The sequence below is a fragment of the Streptomyces sp. A1136 genome, assembly GCF_004795055.1.
In the GTDB taxonomy this organism is placed as follows: domain Bacteria; phylum Actinomycetota; class Actinomycetes; order Streptomycetales; family Streptomycetaceae; genus Streptomyces.
The window spans coordinates 55,473-70,986 of record NZ_SSBJ01000004.1; the positions used below are offsets into that span (position 1 = coordinate 55,473).

A 15,514-nucleotide genomic window follows, 5' to 3' on the forward strand; every position below is an offset into this window, starting at 1 on the left:
AAGGCCTGGACGGAGTACGCCACGTCGGCCTTTCCCCCAGCCCCGCCGAAAGGGACCGAGCCGCCATGCGCAGAACCCGAGCCGCTGCCGCCGCCGTCACAGTCTCGCTCCTCGCCACCGCCGCCACCGCTTGCGGCGGCGGATCGGCGGACAGCGCGGGCGGCTCCGACACCGCCCCGAAGGAGCTCACCTACTGGGCCTCCAACCAGGGCCCCGACATCACGGCGGACCAGGCCACGCTCGCCCCCGAACTGAAGAAGTTCGAGCAGCGGACCGGCATCAAGGTCAAGCTCGAAGTCGTCCCCTGGTCGGACCTGCTCAACCGGATCCTCGCCGCCACCGCCTCCGGTCAGGGACCGGATGTCCTCAACATCGGCAACACCTGGTCCTCGTCCCTCCAGGCGACCGGAGCGCTGCTCCCCTGGAACGCGAAGAACTTCCAGGCGATCGGCGGCCGGGAGCGCTTCGTCGAATCCGCCATCGGCTCGGCCGGTGCGGCCGGCAAGGACCCGGCCGCCGTCCCGCTCTACTCGATGTCCTACGCGCTCTACTACAACAAGAAGATGTTCCGGGAGGCGGGCATCGAGAAGCCCCCGGCCACCTGGGACGAGATGGTCACCGTCGGCCAAAGGCTGTCCAAGGACGGCAAGTGGGCGTTGGGGGCGGAGGGTTCGAACCTCTCCAACGACATCCACCAGGTCTTCGTGCTCTCCAAGCAGCACGGTGCTGCGTTCTTCGACGCCGCCGGCAAGCCCACCTTCGACACCCCCGCCAACGTCGAGGCCGTCAAGCAGTACGTCGACCTGATGGCCAAGGACAAGATCATCGCTCCCGGCAACGCCGAATACGACAAGAACCAGTCCCTCCAGGACTTCGCCAACGGCAAGACCGCCATGGTCCTGTGGCAGAGCGCGGCAAGCAGCTTCAAAGCGCACGGCATGAAGGAGGGCGATTGGGGAGTGGCCCCCGTCCCGGTCCCCGCCGGCGGCGCCCCCGGGACCGGCAAGAACACCAACTCCATGGTCGCGGGCATCAACATGGCCGTCTTCAAGAACACCGACAACATGGACGGCGCGCTGAAGTTCGTGAAGTTCATGACGAGCGACGAGGAGCAGACGCTCCTGAACAAGACCTACGGCTCCGTCCCGCCGGTCAAGACCGCCCAGGCGGACCCGGCCTTCGCCACCGAGGACCTCACCGTGCTCCGCAACACCCTCGCCACCAGCGCCGCACCGCTCCCGCAGGTCCCCGAGGAGTCGCAGTTCGAGACGGCCGTCGGCACCGCCGTCAAGGAGCTCTTCGCCGACGCCGCGGCCGGTCGGCCGGTGACCACCGACTCGGTCAAGGCGAAGCTCACCAAGGCCCAGCAGCAGATGTCGAACTGACCCGCGACGATGACCGCCGCGCCCACCACCCACGCCCCCGCCGCCAAGCCGCGCGGGGAACGCCCCACAACGCCGCGGGAGCGCCGTCCGAAACGCACGTCGCGCCCCGGGCGGCTGCGTCGCACCGCCCTGCCCTACCTCCTGCTCCTGCCCGCGCTCCTGCTCGAACTGCTCATCCACCTCGTGCCGATGGCGATGGGCATCGTGGCCAGCTTCCGGGAACTCACCCAGTTCCACATCCGGGACTGGACCGGCGCCCCCTGGACGGGCTTCGACAACTACGACCTCGCCGTCGACGTCAACCGGCCCGTCGGCGAGGCCCTGCTCGGGTCCTTCCTCACCACCTGCCTGTTCACCCTGCTCTCGGTCGCGCTCTGCTGGCTGATCGGCACCGCCGCCGCCGTGTTCATGCAGGAGACCTTCCGCGGCAGGGGCCTCTTGCGGGCGCTCTTCCTCGTCCCCTACGCGCTGCCCGTCTACGCGGCCGTCATCACCTGGTCGTTCATGTTCCAACGGGACAACGGCCTGGTGAACCACGTCATCCACGACCAGTTGGGCATCGGCGGCGCCGAACACACCTTTTGGCTGCTGGGCGACAACAGCTTCTGGGCCCTGCTCATCGTGTCCGTCTGGAAGGGGTGGCCGTTCGCCTTCCTGATCGTGACGGCCGCCCTGCAGAACATCCCCAAAGAGCTCTACGAGGCCGCCGCGTTGGACGGCGCGGGCGTCTGGCAACAGATCCGCCGGATCACGCTGCCGTCGGTCGGCCCCGTCAACCAGGTGCTGATCCTCGTGCTGTTCCTGTGGACCTTCAACGACTTCAACACGCCGTTCGTGCTCTTCGGCAAGTCGGCGCCCGAGGCGGCCGACCTCATCTCCATCCACATCTACCAGTCCAGCTTCGTCACGTGGAACTTCGGCACCGGATCGGCCATGTCCGTCCTGCTGCTGCTGTTCCTCCTGCTGGTCACCGCCGGGTACCTGCTCGTCACCAACCGCGGACGGAGAAACGACGATGCCCGTTAGACCGCGCAGCCCCCTCGCCCCGCCGGCTTCCTTCCGGGTGGTGCGGGCCGTGTTCCTGACCGTGCTCGCCGCCTTCGTCCTGCTGCCCGTCTACGTGATGGTCACCAGCTCGCTCAAACCGCTGGAGGATGTCGCCGGCCGGTTCCGCTGGATTCCCACCGGGCTCACCGTCCGCCCCTACATAGACATCTGGCACACCATCCCGCTCGCCGAGTACTTCCTCAACTCGCTGATCGTGGCCGGTGCGGCCACCGTCTGCTCCGTGGTCATCGCCGTCTTCGCGGCCTACGCCGTCAGCCGCTACAGCTTCCGCGGCAAGCGCCTGTTCACGGTGACCGTATTGTCCACGCAAATGTTCCCGGGCATCCTCTTCCTCCTGCCGCTGTTCCTGATCTTCGTCAACATCGGCAACAGCACCGGCGTCGCCCTCTACGGCTCCCGCGGCGGGCTCATCCTCACCTACCTCACCTTCTCCCTCCCCTTCTCCATCTGGATGCTCATCGGGTACTTCGACTCGGTGCCCCGCGACCTCGACGAAGCAGCCACGGTCGACGGCTGCGGCCCCCTCGGGGCACTGCTGCGGATCGTGATCCCGGCCGCCGTGCCCGGCATCGTCGCCGTCGCCGTCTACGCCTTCATGACCGCCTGGGGCGAGGTCCTGTTCGCCTCCGTCATGACGAACGACACCACCCGCACCCTGGCCGTCGGACTGCAGGGCTACTCCACACAGAACGACGTCTACTGGAACCAGATCATGGCCGCCTCGCTCGTCGTCAGCATCCCCGTCGTCGCCGGATTCCTGCTGTTGCAGAAGTACCTGGTGGCCGGACTCACGGCAGGAGCCGTCAAATGACCCTCTCCGAAAGCGTCCCCCTGACCGCCCCGCCCGCCATCGACCTCGCCGCGCTGCCCGCCGACTTCGCCTGGGGCACCGCCACCTCCGCCTACCAGATCGAGGGCGCCGTGGACGAGGACGGCCGCGCCCCCTCCATCTGGGACACCTTCACCCGCGTCCCCGGAGCCATCGACAACGGCCACACCGGCGACACCGCCTGCGACCACTACCACCGCTGGCGCGAGGACATCGCCCTGATGCGCGAGCTCGGCACCAACGCCTACCGACTCTCCGTCGCCTGGCCGCGGATACGTCCCGGTGGCGACGGAAGCGTCAACACCAAGGGCCTCGACCACTACGACCGCCTGATCGACGCCCTGCTCGCCGCCGGCGTCGAACCCAACGTCACCCTCTACCACTGGGACCTCCCGCAAGCCCTCCAAGACCGGGGCGGCTGGCCCGAGCGCGCCACCGCCGAGCACTTCGCCGTGTACGCCGGCCTCGTCGCCGACCGCCTCGGCGACCGCGTCACCGAGTGGGCCACGCTCAACGAGCCGCTGTGCTCGGCCTGGATCGGCCATCTGGAGGGTCGGATGGCCCCCGGCCGGACGGACCTGACCGCGGCCGTCCGCGCCTCCTACCACCTGCTGCTCGGCCACGGCCTCGCCACCCAGGCCGTCCGGGCCGCGGCCCCCGGCGCCCGGATCGGCATCGTCAACAACCTCTCCACCGTCGCGCCCGCCACCGCCGACGAAGCCGACCTGGCCGCGGCCCACCGCATGGACGGCCACGTCAACCGCTGGTGGCTCGACCCGGTGCACGGCCGCGGCTTCCCCGCCGACATGCGCGAGGTCTACGGCGTCGACCTCCCCGAACGACCCGGTGACCTCTCCGCCATCGCCGCACCCCTCGACTGGATCGGGCTCAACTACTACTTCCCGCAGGTCGTCACCGCCGACCCGGCCGGCCCCGCGCCGTTCGCCCGCCAGGTCGACCGGCCCGGCGTCCCGCGCACCGGCATGGACTGGGAGGTCGACGCCGACGGCCTGGAAACGCTGATCATGCGCCTGTACGAGGAGTACGGGGCCCGGCGCATCCTCATCACCGAGAACGGCTGCGCCTACCCCGACGCCGTCGCCCCCGACGGCAGTGTCCACGACCCCGAGCGCACCGCCTACCTGACCTCCCACCTGGCCGCCTGCGCCCGCGCTGTCCGCCGCGGCGCACCGGTGGCCGGCTACTACGCCTGGTCGCTGCTGGACAACTTCGAATGGGCCTACGGCTACGACAAGCGCTTCGGCCTGGTCCACGTCGACTACGAGACCCAGGCCCGCACGGTCAAGTCCAGCGGTCGCGCCTACGCGGACGTCATCGCCGCCCACCGCTCCCGCTGAACCCGAGCCGCCCCGGCCCGCACGCACCGCGCCCGCCCCGCTTCCCCGGGGCGGGCGCCTTCAGCCGGCCGGGTGGTCAGGCATAGACCCCGAAGCGGAACAGCGAGTAGCCGTAGCCGGTGCCCCGCTGCGTCAGCTCCAGCCGGACGTAACGGCCCGACGCGCTGATGTCGAAGTCGTCGATGCCCCCGTCACCGGTCGAGGTGGCGTACGCCGTCCGCCAGTTCCGGTCGTCGTCCGACACCTGGATCGTGTAGGCCTTCCCGTAGGCGCCCTCCCACACCAGTTGGGCGTGCCTGAGCGTCTTCACCGCGCCCAGGTCCACCTGGAGCCACTGCGGGTCGGCCCAGGCGCTCGCCCAGCGGGTGTCGTCGCGGCCGTCCGTGGCCGGCGCGGGCGTGCACGGACAACCGCCGTAGCCGTCGCTCTGGTAGGTGGAGGCGGTCGTGGGCCGGCCCAGTGCCACGTCGGTGCCCGCCACCGGGGGCGGCGCAACCTTGACCGAGCGCTGTTCCACGCCCACGTTGCCCCTCCCGTCCTTGACCTTCACGTACAGCTTCCAGGTACCGGTCCTCGCCGGAGCCGTGACCTTCAGCGCGCCGTTGCCCAGGTTCGTGGACGGCGCGGAGAGCAGACCGCCCCCACCGTCGACGTACTTGCTCCCCCACAGGACCTCGTAGGCGAGCTGGTCGCCCTCCGGATCGGTCGCGGGGGCCCTGACGGTGATCTCCTTGCCCGCCGGGACGGCGCCCGGGTCGGCCACGGAGGGCACCGCCACGGTGGGCGGCAGGTTGTCCCCGGCGGTGTTGCCGCCGTACGCCCGCTTGACCGCGTAGTAGGACGTGCGGCGCTCACCGGCCGGGGTCAGGTTGAACCAGTGGCCGCCGAAGTCGTACTCGGTGCCGTAGTGGAAGACCGTCGCCCCGAGGGCCACGCCCCGGTGGCCGGTGACGCAGGCCCAGGCCTTGGTGTAACCGTCCGCCTTCGCCTGGTCGCCGGGCTCCAGCGGGACCCCGTAGGCGTCGTTCGGCACCTCCCACTCGCCGGCCGGACCCGTCTCGGTGACGATGTAGGGCTTGGTGTAACCGCCCTGCTCCCAGGCCTGGCGGACGCCGCAGACCTCCTTGTAGGAGTTGACGGCGTACAGGTCCAGGTCGGGGGAGTTGCGCTTGTAGTACGCCCACGCGCCGACCCATGCGTCGGTGGACGTCACGGGGTGGTCGGCGTCGATGCGGTGGACGGCCTTCGCGACGTCGTTCACGAAGGTCGTGTAGGCGTTGCGCTGGTTCTCCAGTTCGGCTCCGCTGTAGCAATTCTGCAGGCCGAGCACCGACTCGTTGCCGATGTTCCACATGAGCACCGCCGGGTGGTCGCGGTAGGTCTCCACCCATTTGGTGAACTCGGCGAGTCTGTCGTTCTTGTAGGTGGTGTCCTTGACGTAGTCGGTGCAGCCACCGCTGCCCGGGCCGCCGCCCGGCTGCAGCCAGAAGCCGGCGACCACCTTGATGCCGTTCGCGGCGGCGGCGTCGAACAACTGTCGGCTGCTCGCGTCGGTGCCCCACGTACGGATGGTGTTGGCGCCCAGCGACTTGACGTCGGGCAACAGCCGTCCGGCGTCCGCCGGGGACGGGCCCCAGGTGACGCCCTTGACGACGTACGGCGAACCGTTCACCGTCAACTGCCAGTTCCCCTGGGAACCGGTCACCTTCACCACGCTGCCGGCGGCCTGCGCCGGGCCTGCGGGGAGGATTGCCACGGTTCCCGCGAGGAGCGCGGCCGTGACGAGGGAACCCGTGCGGGAGTGCATGCCTGGACCTCCTTGGGAGGGGGTGGGGGAGGGGGTCAAGGGAGCCGGTAGTCCGGACCCAGGACGGATCCCGCCTCGGGGTGGGTCTCGTCGTAACCGCGGGCGTCGCACTGGAAGCCGCCGCCTACGCACTTGTCGACGAGGGCCTTCAGCGTCCGGTCGTCCCAGGCGTTGAAGAAGTCGTAGTGGAAGGAGTGGCCGCTGCCGCTGGAGAGCCTGACCTGCGACATGTCACCGCTGACCGGGAACGCCATCTTGAACTCGATCATCGGGAGCGCGACGGGGTGGTCGGCCGGGCACACGTTGTCGTTGCCGCCGGGCTTCACGACCGGATAGGCCATGTGCGCCTTGTGGTCGGGCGTGTCGAGATACCGGCCGTCCCAGCAACTGGGGGCCTGCATACGGATGTTGAGCTGCGTCCCGGCGGGACAGTTCGCGGGGAACTCGACGTTCTTGTAGCTGTCGCCGCACTCCCAGCCCTCGACCCAGCCGCGGTGGCCGCGGAACTCGGTCGCGGTCTGGGTGGGGCTGCCGACCACGAAGCGCAGTCCCTTGGGGAAGGGGCGCACGCTCTTGTAGTCGGTGACGCCGCTCTTGTAGTAGATCACTTGCGGTCCGGTGGGCAGGACGGCCTGGTTGCCGTTGTAGAGCGTGGGCATCCAGTAGCCGGACAGGTCGCCGGGGGCGTTGCAGCGGGTGCCGCCGGCGCTGAGCGAGGCCGTGGTGGAGTAGGCGTCGGTCGTGGTGTTGCCCATGAAGGTGTGGTTGTGCGAGGCGCCGGGCCGGCCCGCGAAGACGATGGGGTCGTCGGGCGCGGTCCTGCTGACGGCGCAGTCGGCCTGGAACTCGTGGAAGTAGCGGTCGGGCGGGTTCGCCCAGGAGGGGGTGACGCCGGTGACGGGCGGAACGGCCGGGACGTAGCCGTCCCCGTCCGGGTCGTCACCGGTGGCCAGGGGCGCGACGGCGGTGTGGTCCATGTGGACGGCCGTGCCGCCGTCGACGGAGGCTTGGGCGGTCAGGGCGAGACCGCCCAGACCGGCGGCGGCGGTCAGGGCGAAGGCGAGGGGGACCAGTAGGGCTGACAGCCTTCGGGGTCGGTGGTTCACTTCTGCTCCTTCGATCGGTGGGACGCTCCCCCGACGGTGGGAGAGCGCTCTCTCAAGCGGCCCGGGAAACGCGGGGCGGCCGGCTGCCGCCCCGCGTCTCCCCGGGGTTCAGGGACGGGTCAGGGGAAGGACACGACGGTGGAGGGGGTGGTGGAGGTGCCCGAGGTCGGTGCTCCCGTGGCGTTGACGACGTGCTCGTACTGGCCGTTGCCGCCGAGCGAGACGACGAGCAGGTCGTGGAACTTGACGCCCGGCTTCACCGGCACCTCGAAGCCGTGGTCCTGCCGGATGGTCGGGTCCACGTTGTAGTAGCAGTAGCTGCCCAGCCCCCACCCCTCGTGGGTGTTCACCGAGTCGGCCACCTTGTAGGCCGCGAAGCCCTTGGTGGAGCCGTTCTGGATGGCGGCCTGGTTGGGCGCGTCGTACGCCTTCTCGTTCTGGAAGAAGATCGTGCGGCCCCGTTCGCCGTTCCACTGCACGTCGTACTTGTTGAAGTGCTCGACGAACAGACCGGTGGCCAGGACGTCGTCGCCGTTCACCCGGAACCCGTAGTCGGATCGGTTGGTCTCCCAGCCGACCCCGTCACCGTGGTCGGCGCGCCAGATCCAGGTGTGGTCGACGATCGTGTCGTGGTTGTTGATCACCATGCCGACCGTGGCCTTGCCGGCGCCCGCGCCACCGACCCGGACGAAGACGTCCTGCACGGTGGTCGGGTTCGCGGCGTGGTCCGTGGTGGTACCGGTGGGACCGACCTCCAGCAGGTTGGGCGAGTTGACCGGACCAGCGTCGATCAGGAGGCCGGCGAGCTTGACGCCGTCGACATCGGCGACCTTCATCGCGGTCACTCCGTTGTCCGGGACGATCGTGGCCAGGCCGAGACCCAGTACGACCGTGTCCGGGCGGTTGACCTGGATGGTCCGGTCCACGTGGTAGACGCCGGGCGTGAAGAGCAGGTGCAGACCCTGGGCCAGCGCCGCGTTGATCGTCGCGGCGCCCGCGCCCGGCTTGACCACGTAGAACTGGCTCAGCGGGATCGAGGAACCCTGTGGCGCCCCGTTGCCCCAGGAGGTGCCGCGGGCACCGGTGCGCTTGGCCGGTACGAAGACCTTGTACTGGGTGCCGTCGAGGTAGAGGAAGGGCTTCTCGCGCGAGACGGGCGTGCTGTCGAGCGTGGTGTAGGGGGCGTTCGGGAAGCTCTGTGCCGGTGCGCCCTGGACGCCCGAGAACACCTGGTTCCAGACGGCGTTGGACCAGCCGCCGATCGAGCTGTCACGGGTGTACCACTGCTGCTGCGAATAGTTGCCGACCTGCCCGTCGATCCTGGAGTCGGCGATGTAGCCCCCCGAGGCCCAGCCGTAGCCGTTGGGCGCCAGGTTCAGGCCGCCCTTGACGTGCATCCGGCGGAACGGCGCGGCCTGCGAGACGGCCCACCGGTCCGTGCCGCTGACCGGATTGAGGGCGAGGTTCTCGGCGGAGCGCCAGAAGTTCTGGGTGGCGTTGCCGCCGAACCAGCCGGCGTCGACGGTCACGTCGCCGTTGATGGTGGTGTCGTCGGGGTTGAGGCCGAGGCCGGAGATCGAGGTGTAGAAGCCTATCTGGGCGTTGAGGCCGTTGTAGGTGCCCGGCTTGAAGAGGAACTGGTAACGACCGGAGCCGAATTGGGCGGACTCCTGCTGGGCGAAGACCTGGTCCAGCTTGGTCTGGATGTCCGGCGTCGAGGGGTCGAAGACGATCACGTTCGGTCCGAGGTCTCCGCCGCCGGGGATCACCGGGCCGGTGCCCGTGGTGCCGTAGACCTGGAACTCCCAGAGCGAGTAGCCGTAGGTGGTGGCCCGTTGGATGCCGTGGACGCGGACGTAGCGTGCGGTGCCCGTGATGTCGTGGGTCGCGACCCCGCCGGTGCCCGCGGTCGTGGAGTAGGCGGTGGACCAGGTGGCGCCGTCGGTGGACAGCTCGATCCGGTAGGACTTCGCGTACGCCGCCTCCCAGCGCAGCGCCACCTGGTTCACCTGGGCGGTGGCGCCGAGGTCGACCTGTATCCACTGCGGGTCGGCGAACTGGCTCGACCAGCGGGTCCCGTTGTCGCCGTCGACGGCCGCGCCGGCCGGGGTCCCGGCGCCCTCCACGCTGGAGGCGGTGGCGGGCTTGCCCTGGGAGAGCAGGACGGGGGCCGCCTGGGCCGGGGTGCCGGGCAGCAGTACGAGGAGGGCCGCGATCAGGGCGGCGGCGAGCGCGGCCACGGTCAGCCGCGGCGGGCGATCGGAGAGGACTGGCATGCGGGGGGCTCCTGACGTCTTGGATCCTGGGGGGATCGAAGCGTGAGTGAACTGCCCCTCAGGTGGGCCGTCAAGGGTTTCGGCGTTCAGGAACTTAAGGCCTGACTGTTGCTCAACTGGGCAACGAGCCTGTGAACTTGGAGTTTCTTCAATCCTTGTGAAAAGTGTTGACGAAAAAACGTCACAGGGCTCTACTCAGTTCCTGACCGCTCCGTCCCGTCGTGCCCGCCCGGCGGGGCGGAGCGCCCGGTCGACTTCGGGAAGTGACCGCGTACCGAGCAGAGTCGAGGCCATGTCTTCGTTACTCGTCGGCTGCCGTCGAGTGCCGCGCCCGCGCAGCCCGCCCGGGTGGTGTGGTGACCGCGCCGCCCTCGCGGCGTCCGCGTCCCGTGTTCACCGGGCGGTCGCCAGAAATTACCTACCGGCCAGTAGAAATCGCGGGAGTTGTGACTGATTCTTTTCGCGTACATGCCATCCGCGACCAGGAGTGAGTGACCCCGTGACCCCCACACGCAGAGCCCGCACCGCCATGGGCATCGCCGCCGCCGCGGCCGTACTGTCCCTGGCCCCGGCCACCGCCGCCGACGCGGCGACGGGCGCGCCCGCGCAGGCCCCTGCCGCCGTCACCGCCTGGGCGCCCGGCGGGAACGCCGCGATCCTCGGCATCGACTACGCCACCTGGCAGCGCGACGTCGGAGCCGTCATGGGCGCCGCCCGGCCGTACATCGAGCAACGGCTCGCTTCATCCCCCGCCGGCGAGAAGCCCGCCATCGTCCTCGACATCGACAACTCATCGCTGGAGACGGACTTCCACTGGTTCTGGACCAACCCCACCCCCGCGATCGCCCCCGTCCTCGACCTGACCCGGTACGCGAACGCGCGCGGCGTCGCCGTCTTCTTCGTCACCGCCCGCCCCGGCATCCTCTACTCGCTCACCGAACACAACCTGACCTCGGTGGGTTACCCGGTGTCGGGACTCTACGTACGCGACCTGCCGAACCTGTTCAGCGAGGTCAGCGCGTACAAGACGGCCAAGCGCACCGAGATCGAGAACCGCGGCTACACGATCATCGCCAACATCGGCAACAACGAGAGCGACCTCGTCGGAGGTCACGCGGAACGCACCTTCAAGCTCCCGGACTACGGCGGCAAGCTCTCCTGACGAGGCGACGGCGCCCGTGCACCGGAGGTATCCCGGGCGCCCCGACAACGCCGGCAGCGGGGCCGGCAGTGGTGCCGGCCACCGCCATTCACCGTGCGTGGGTGATCACTTGAGAGGTCGAACCCATGGCCAAGAGGTAAGGTCTCGGTCACCAAACCTTGATCGACGGGGGGAAACCACCGTGATGGACGACAACGAGGAAGCGATCCGGAACTTCTTCGAGGCGGTCAGCGAACGCCGCCTCGCGGACCTGCCGGAGTTCATGGCGCACGACGTCGTCGACCACAACAAGATCATCCACGGCGAGGCCGACGAGCCGAGTGCGGCCTTCGAGGGCCTGCGCCGGCAGCTCGCCGCCTTCGATCCCCTCACCATCCACGTCGAGGAAGTGATCGCCGCCAGCGACAAGGTCGTCGCCCGCCTCACGCAGCGCGGTGTCAACGGCGGCGCCCACCCCCGTATGCCCGAGCCGACCGGTCGTCCCTTCGAGAACGAGGCGATCTGGATCCTCACCGTGCGGGACGGCAAGATCGCCGAGATCCGCGCGGTGAGCGACCGTCTCGGTCTCTTCCTCCAACTCGGCTGGGACTGGCCGCAGGTCGACTAGCCTCCCTCCGCCCATCTCATCGGTGCCGGGCGGCCACGACGGCGAGGAGGGCGAGTGCGAGGGCCGCCAGGCGACAGCGGACCGGCGCGGGGCCGCGCCGTCGGGTCTCGACCTGGCCGCCGGGGGAAGTGCCGGGGTGCTTGCGGGCGTAGTGCTCGACCCGTCGGCGCAGTCCCTCGGACCTGCCGAGCCAGGGCGTCTTGAAGCCGCACTCCCCGCACCAGTAGCGGTTGGCCACACGCGGCTCCTTGCCTTCCATCGGTGCGCTCCGGGCGCCGACTTCCACCGTGTCCCCGGTCGTGGCGGCCGTACAGGCCAGACGACCGGCCATTCGTGACCGGAGGTCGCGGGCAGGCTCTCCGCCGTTCACACCGGCAGGTAGGGGGAGACGCTCGATGACAGGGGACGACCTCGGCATGATGCTACGCACGTTACGCGTGCGGGCGAACCTGACGCAGGAGCAGGTGGCCGAACGGTCCGGGGTCAGCGTGCGCACCATTGGTCGCAGACCAGGACCGGAGGTCCGGGCGCCTCGCAGGACGAGGCCGCCGCGCTGACCGCCGAGCTCTACCACACGGCCCGTCGGAAGGGCTGAAACCCGGCAGGCCCGACTCGCGGTGGGCCCGAACCACGGCGGAGGCAAAGGAAACCCGGCCGGAGCGACCGGCCGGGCTCGCCTTCGCCTACCGTGTGCGCAACCCGGCCCGACGTGGGGGCACCTGCCTCCCGGACCGGTGTGAGCAGCACATCCGCGGCAGCCGCGAGGTCGCCGCCGACGTTGTCCTGTTGTCCCTCACACGCGGCCGTGATGGGCGTTCGGGCGGCGGTGCGGGGGCTGCTCGGGAGCCGGACCCGGCTTCAGCGGGGCGATGGGGCGGGACATCGGGGTGCCGGGGCGCAGCACGACCGGTTCGCGGTGGTGGTGGATCGTCAGGGTCGGGCCCTCCAGCAGCGTGTAGGTGGCGCTCTGCCGGCCGATCTCCACCCGGACTCGCCGGCCGCGGAACTGCAGCGTGAAGGTGAGACGGCTGAATTTCTCCGGCAGCCGCGGCGAGAACCGCAGCTCGTCTCGCGTTCGTCGGGTGCCGCCGAACCCCGCGACGAGCGCCATCCACGTGCCGGCGAGCGAGGCGATGTGCAGCCCGTCGCGCGTGTTGTGCTCCAGGTCCTCCAAGTCCATCAACGCCGCCTCGGACGCGTAGTCGTAAGCGAGGCGCATGTGTCCCGTCTGCGCGGCGATCACGGCCTGGACGCAGGCCGACAGAGAGGAGTCCCGCACGGTCAGGGGCTCGTAGTAGGCGAAGTTGCGGGCGACGTGCTCCTCGTCGAACCAGTCACCGCAGGTGTACATGGCGAGCACGAGGTCGGCCTGCTTGACGACCTGCTTGCGGTACAGGTCGAAGTAGGGGAAGTTCAGGAGCAGCGGATACTGGTCCGGTCGCGTGCCGGCGAAGTTCCACCGCTGGTTGCGGGTGAAGCCCGAGTGTTGTTCGTGGACACCGATCTCGTCGTTGTAGGGGATGTTCATGGCGTGGGCGGCGTCGCGCCACGCGGCACTCTCCTCCTCGCCGGCGCCCAGCCGTTCGGCCTCCTTCGGATGCCGTTCCACGAGTTCCGCGGCGGCCAGCAGGTTCGCCCGGGCCATCAGGTTGGTGTAGGTGTTGTCGTCGGCGACCGCGCTGTACTCGTCGGGCCCGGTGACCCCGTCGATGTGGAAGGCGCCGTGGTGGTCGTGGTGGCCCAGCGAATGCCACAGGCGGGCGGTCTCCACCAGCAGTTCCACCCCGGTGTCCCGCTCGAATTCCTCGTCGCCGCTCGCCGCCGCGTACCGCGTCACGGCGTGCGCGATGTCGGCGTTGACGTGGAACGCGGCCGTCCCGGCGGGCCAGTACGCCGACCCTTCCTGCCCCTCGATGGTCCGCCACGGGAAGGCCGCGCCGCACAGCCCGAGCTGAGCGGCGCGCTCGCGCGCGGCGGGCAGCGTCGACTGCCGCCAGCGCAGGGCCTCGGCGACCGCTTGGGGCGCGGTGTAGGTGAGCACGGGCAGCACGAACATCTCGGTGTCCCAGAAGGCGTGCCCGTCGTAGCCGGAGCCGGTCAGTCCCTTGGCGGGGATGCCCCGCTGCTCGGCGCGGGCGCCGGCTTGCAGGACATGGAAGAGGGCGAACCGTACGGCCTGCTGGATCTCCTCGTCGCCTTCTACCTCGACGTCGGCGCGGGCCCAGAAGTCGTCCAGGTAGCCCCGCTGTTCGTCCACCAGTCCCGACCAGCCGCCGCGTGCGGCGGCGGCGAGCGCCGCGTCGACCTGGTCGCTCATCGCGGGCAGTGAGCGGACTCCGGACCAGCCGTGGGCGGTCAGCTTCTCCACCCGCAGCCGCTGCCCGGGCTCCAGGACCGAGGTGACGGTCACCCGGGCCAGATCGGGATGGCTCTCACTCGCGGTAGTGGTCGCCTCGGGGCCCTCCACGACGTGGTCGGCGGCCACGGCCACGCGCAGCGCGCTGCGCCGAGTGCGGTGGACGAGGCGCAGCCGGCTGCCGGAGGCGAAGTTCTCCTCCGGCTCCAGCGCCGCCTGCAGCGCCATCGCCGCACGCGGGTCGCCGTCGGACTCCGGGAGTTGCTCGTTGGAGACCAGCTCGGACTGGAGCACCACGCGCGCCCGGCGGTCGACGGCCTCGACCTCGTAGGCCACGGCGGCGATCGCCCGCTGTGTGAGGGAGACCAACCGGGTGGTACGCACCCGGATGCGGGAGCCGGCGGGGGAGACCCATTCGCAGGTCCGCGTGAGCGTTCCCGCGCGCAGGTCCAGGACGCGTTCGTGCGAGACGAGCCGGCCGTAGCGCAGGTCGAACGGCTCGTCGTCGACGAGCAGCCGCACGATCTTGCCGTTGGTGATGTTGATGACCGTCTGACCGGACTCGGGGTAGCCGTAACCGGCCTCGGCGTACGGCAGCGGATGCACCTCGTACACGCCGTTGAGGTAGGAGCCGGGCAGACCGTGCGGTTCGCCCTCGTCGAGGTTGCCGCGCCAGCCGACATGTCCGTTGGACAGCGCGAACACCGATTCGCTCTGCGCCAGGACTTCGAAGTCGAGCTCGGTCTCCCGCACGGCCCAGGGTTCGACGGTGTAGGAGCGATGGGTGATCACGCGGCGCCTCCCCGCTCCCGGAGCAGCTCCGCGAGGTCCTTGACCACCACGTCGGCGCCGTGCGCGTACAGCGCGTCGCGCTGGCCGACGCGGTCGACACCGACGACGAAGCCGAAGCCGCCGGAGCGGCCCGCGTCCATGCCGGCCAGCGCGTCCTCGTAGACGGCGGCGTGCTCGGCGTCCACGCCGAGGTCCCGGGCGGCCGACAGGAACGTGTCCGGGTGCGGCTTGCCCGGCAACTCGCGTTCGGCGGCGACCACCCCGTCGACGCGTACGTCGAAGAGGTGTTCCGCGCCGATGGAGTGCAGCACGTCCCGGGCGTTCGCGCTGGAGGATACGATCGCCGTCTTCAGGCCGCCGGCCCGGGCCGTCTCGATGTAGCGCAACGTGCCGTCGTACGCTTCCACTCCCTCGTCGTGGATCTTCTTCAGCACGAGCTGGTTCTTGCGATTGCCGACGCCGTTGACCGTCCGGGCGTCCGGCGGGTCGTCCGGGCCGCCCTCGGGCAGTCGGATGCCGCGCGATTCGAGGAAGGTGCGGACGCCGTCGGCGCGGGGACGGCCGTCGACGTACTCGTCGTAGTCGGCGACCGGGTCGAAGGGCCGGAAGCCGTCCCCTTCGCGCTCGCGCAGGAACGCGTCGAACGTCTCCTTCCAGGCGGCCGCGTGCACCACGGCCGTCTTGGTGACGACCCCGTCGAGGTCGAAGAGGCACGCCTGGATCTCTTCGGGCAAACCGAGCTCTGTTGTCATACAGGCAACCTTTCCC

The 15,514-nt window shown here is 69.9% G+C and carries 13 protein-coding genes; 7 read left to right on the forward strand and 6 right to left on the reverse strand.

The genetic code is table 11. From position 1 onward, the window contains the following. Positions 1-65 precede the first annotated feature (65 nt). The 4 genes from E6R62_RS05065 to E6R62_RS05080 are packed head-to-tail and all read left to right on the forward strand — an operon-like array spanning position 66 to position 4,640. Positions 66-1,385 carry a sugar ABC transporter substrate-binding protein gene (locus E6R62_RS05065; protein ID WP_136211795.1) on the forward strand — a complete coding sequence of 440 codons (1,320 nt, stop codon included), beginning with the start codon at positions 66-68 and terminating at the stop codon, positions 1,383-1,385. A gap of 9 nt (positions 1,386-1,394) precedes the next feature. Further along, positions 1,395-2,411, forward strand: a complete 1,017-nt coding sequence (locus tag E6R62_RS05070) for a carbohydrate ABC transporter permease (RefSeq protein ID WP_136211797.1) — start codon at positions 1,395-1,397, stop codon at positions 2,409-2,411. Then, the gene (locus E6R62_RS05075) at positions 2,401-3,264 is read left to right on the forward strand and encodes a carbohydrate ABC transporter permease (RefSeq protein ID WP_136211799.1); all 864 of its coding nucleotides are present in this window, start codon (positions 2,401-2,403) and stop codon (positions 3,262-3,264) included. The genes E6R62_RS05070 and E6R62_RS05075 overlap by 11 nt, the downstream gene beginning before the upstream one ends. Further along, positions 3,261-4,640: a GH1 family beta-glucosidase gene (locus E6R62_RS05080; RefSeq protein WP_136211801.1), complete on the forward strand. Its 1,380-nt coding sequence runs from the start codon at positions 3,261-3,263 to the stop codon at positions 4,638-4,640. Before E6R62_RS05075 ends, E6R62_RS05080 begins: the two co-directional genes overlap by 4 nt. Before the next feature lie 76 nt (positions 4,641-4,716). On the opposite strand, the gene E6R62_RS05085 is transcribed toward E6R62_RS05080, so the two are convergent. The 3 genes from E6R62_RS05085 to E6R62_RS05095 all read right to left on the reverse strand — a co-directional run bounded on the left by E6R62_RS05085 (position 4,717) and on the right by E6R62_RS05095 (position 9,829). After that, entirely contained in the window at positions 4,717-6,447 is a 1,731-nt protein-coding gene (locus tag E6R62_RS05085) for a discoidin domain-containing protein (protein WP_136211803.1), read from the reverse strand. Positions 6,448-6,482: 35 nt separating this feature from the next. Further along, positions 6,483-7,553, reverse strand: a complete 1,071-nt coding sequence (locus tag E6R62_RS05090) for a DUF1996 domain-containing protein (protein ID WP_136211805.1) — start codon at positions 7,551-7,553, stop codon at positions 6,483-6,485. A gap of 119 nt (positions 7,554-7,672) precedes the next feature. After that, positions 7,673-9,829, reverse strand: coding sequence for a discoidin domain-containing protein (locus E6R62_RS05095; RefSeq protein ID WP_136211807.1), 2,157 nt, complete (start codon positions 9,827-9,829; stop codon positions 7,673-7,675). A gap of 529 nt (positions 9,830-10,358) precedes the next feature. Here E6R62_RS05095 and E6R62_RS05100 point away from each other — a divergent pair. Further along, a complete protein-coding gene (locus E6R62_RS05100; protein WP_136212193.1) occupies positions 10,359-10,991 on the forward strand; it encodes an HAD family acid phosphatase in 633 nt (210 codons plus the stop codon). A gap of 184 nt (positions 10,992-11,175) precedes the next feature. After that, a complete protein-coding gene (locus tag E6R62_RS05105; RefSeq protein ID WP_136211809.1) occupies positions 11,176-11,598 on the forward strand; it encodes an ester cyclase in 423 nt (140 codons plus the stop codon). 16 nt (positions 11,599-11,614) lie between these two features. Here E6R62_RS05105 and E6R62_RS05110 read toward each other — a convergent pair whose 3' ends face one another. Continuing rightward, positions 11,615-11,836: a hypothetical protein gene (locus E6R62_RS05110; RefSeq protein WP_168713961.1), complete on the reverse strand. Its 222-nt coding sequence runs from the start codon at positions 11,834-11,836 to the stop codon at positions 11,615-11,617. 181 nt (positions 11,837-12,017) lie between these two features. On the opposite strand from E6R62_RS05110, the gene E6R62_RS05115 reads away from it, so the two are divergent. Then, a complete protein-coding gene (locus E6R62_RS05115) occupies positions 12,018-12,155 on the forward strand; it encodes a helix-turn-helix transcriptional regulator (protein ID WP_240801501.1) in 138 nt (45 codons plus the stop codon). A 236-nt stretch (positions 12,156-12,391) separates the two neighbouring features. Here E6R62_RS05115 and E6R62_RS05120 read toward each other — a convergent pair whose 3' ends face one another. Together E6R62_RS05120 and E6R62_RS05125 are read right to left on the reverse strand one after the other, a co-directional pair. Further along, entirely contained in the window at positions 12,392-14,746 is a 2,355-nt protein-coding gene (locus E6R62_RS05120; protein ID WP_136211815.1) for a glycoside hydrolase family 65 protein, read from the reverse strand. Continuing rightward, positions 14,743-15,498, reverse strand: a complete 756-nt coding sequence (locus E6R62_RS05125) for an HAD family phosphatase (protein WP_136211817.1) — start codon at positions 15,496-15,498, stop codon at positions 14,743-14,745. Before E6R62_RS05125 ends, E6R62_RS05120 begins: the two co-directional genes overlap by 4 nt. Positions 15,499-15,514 lie beyond the last annotated feature (16 nt).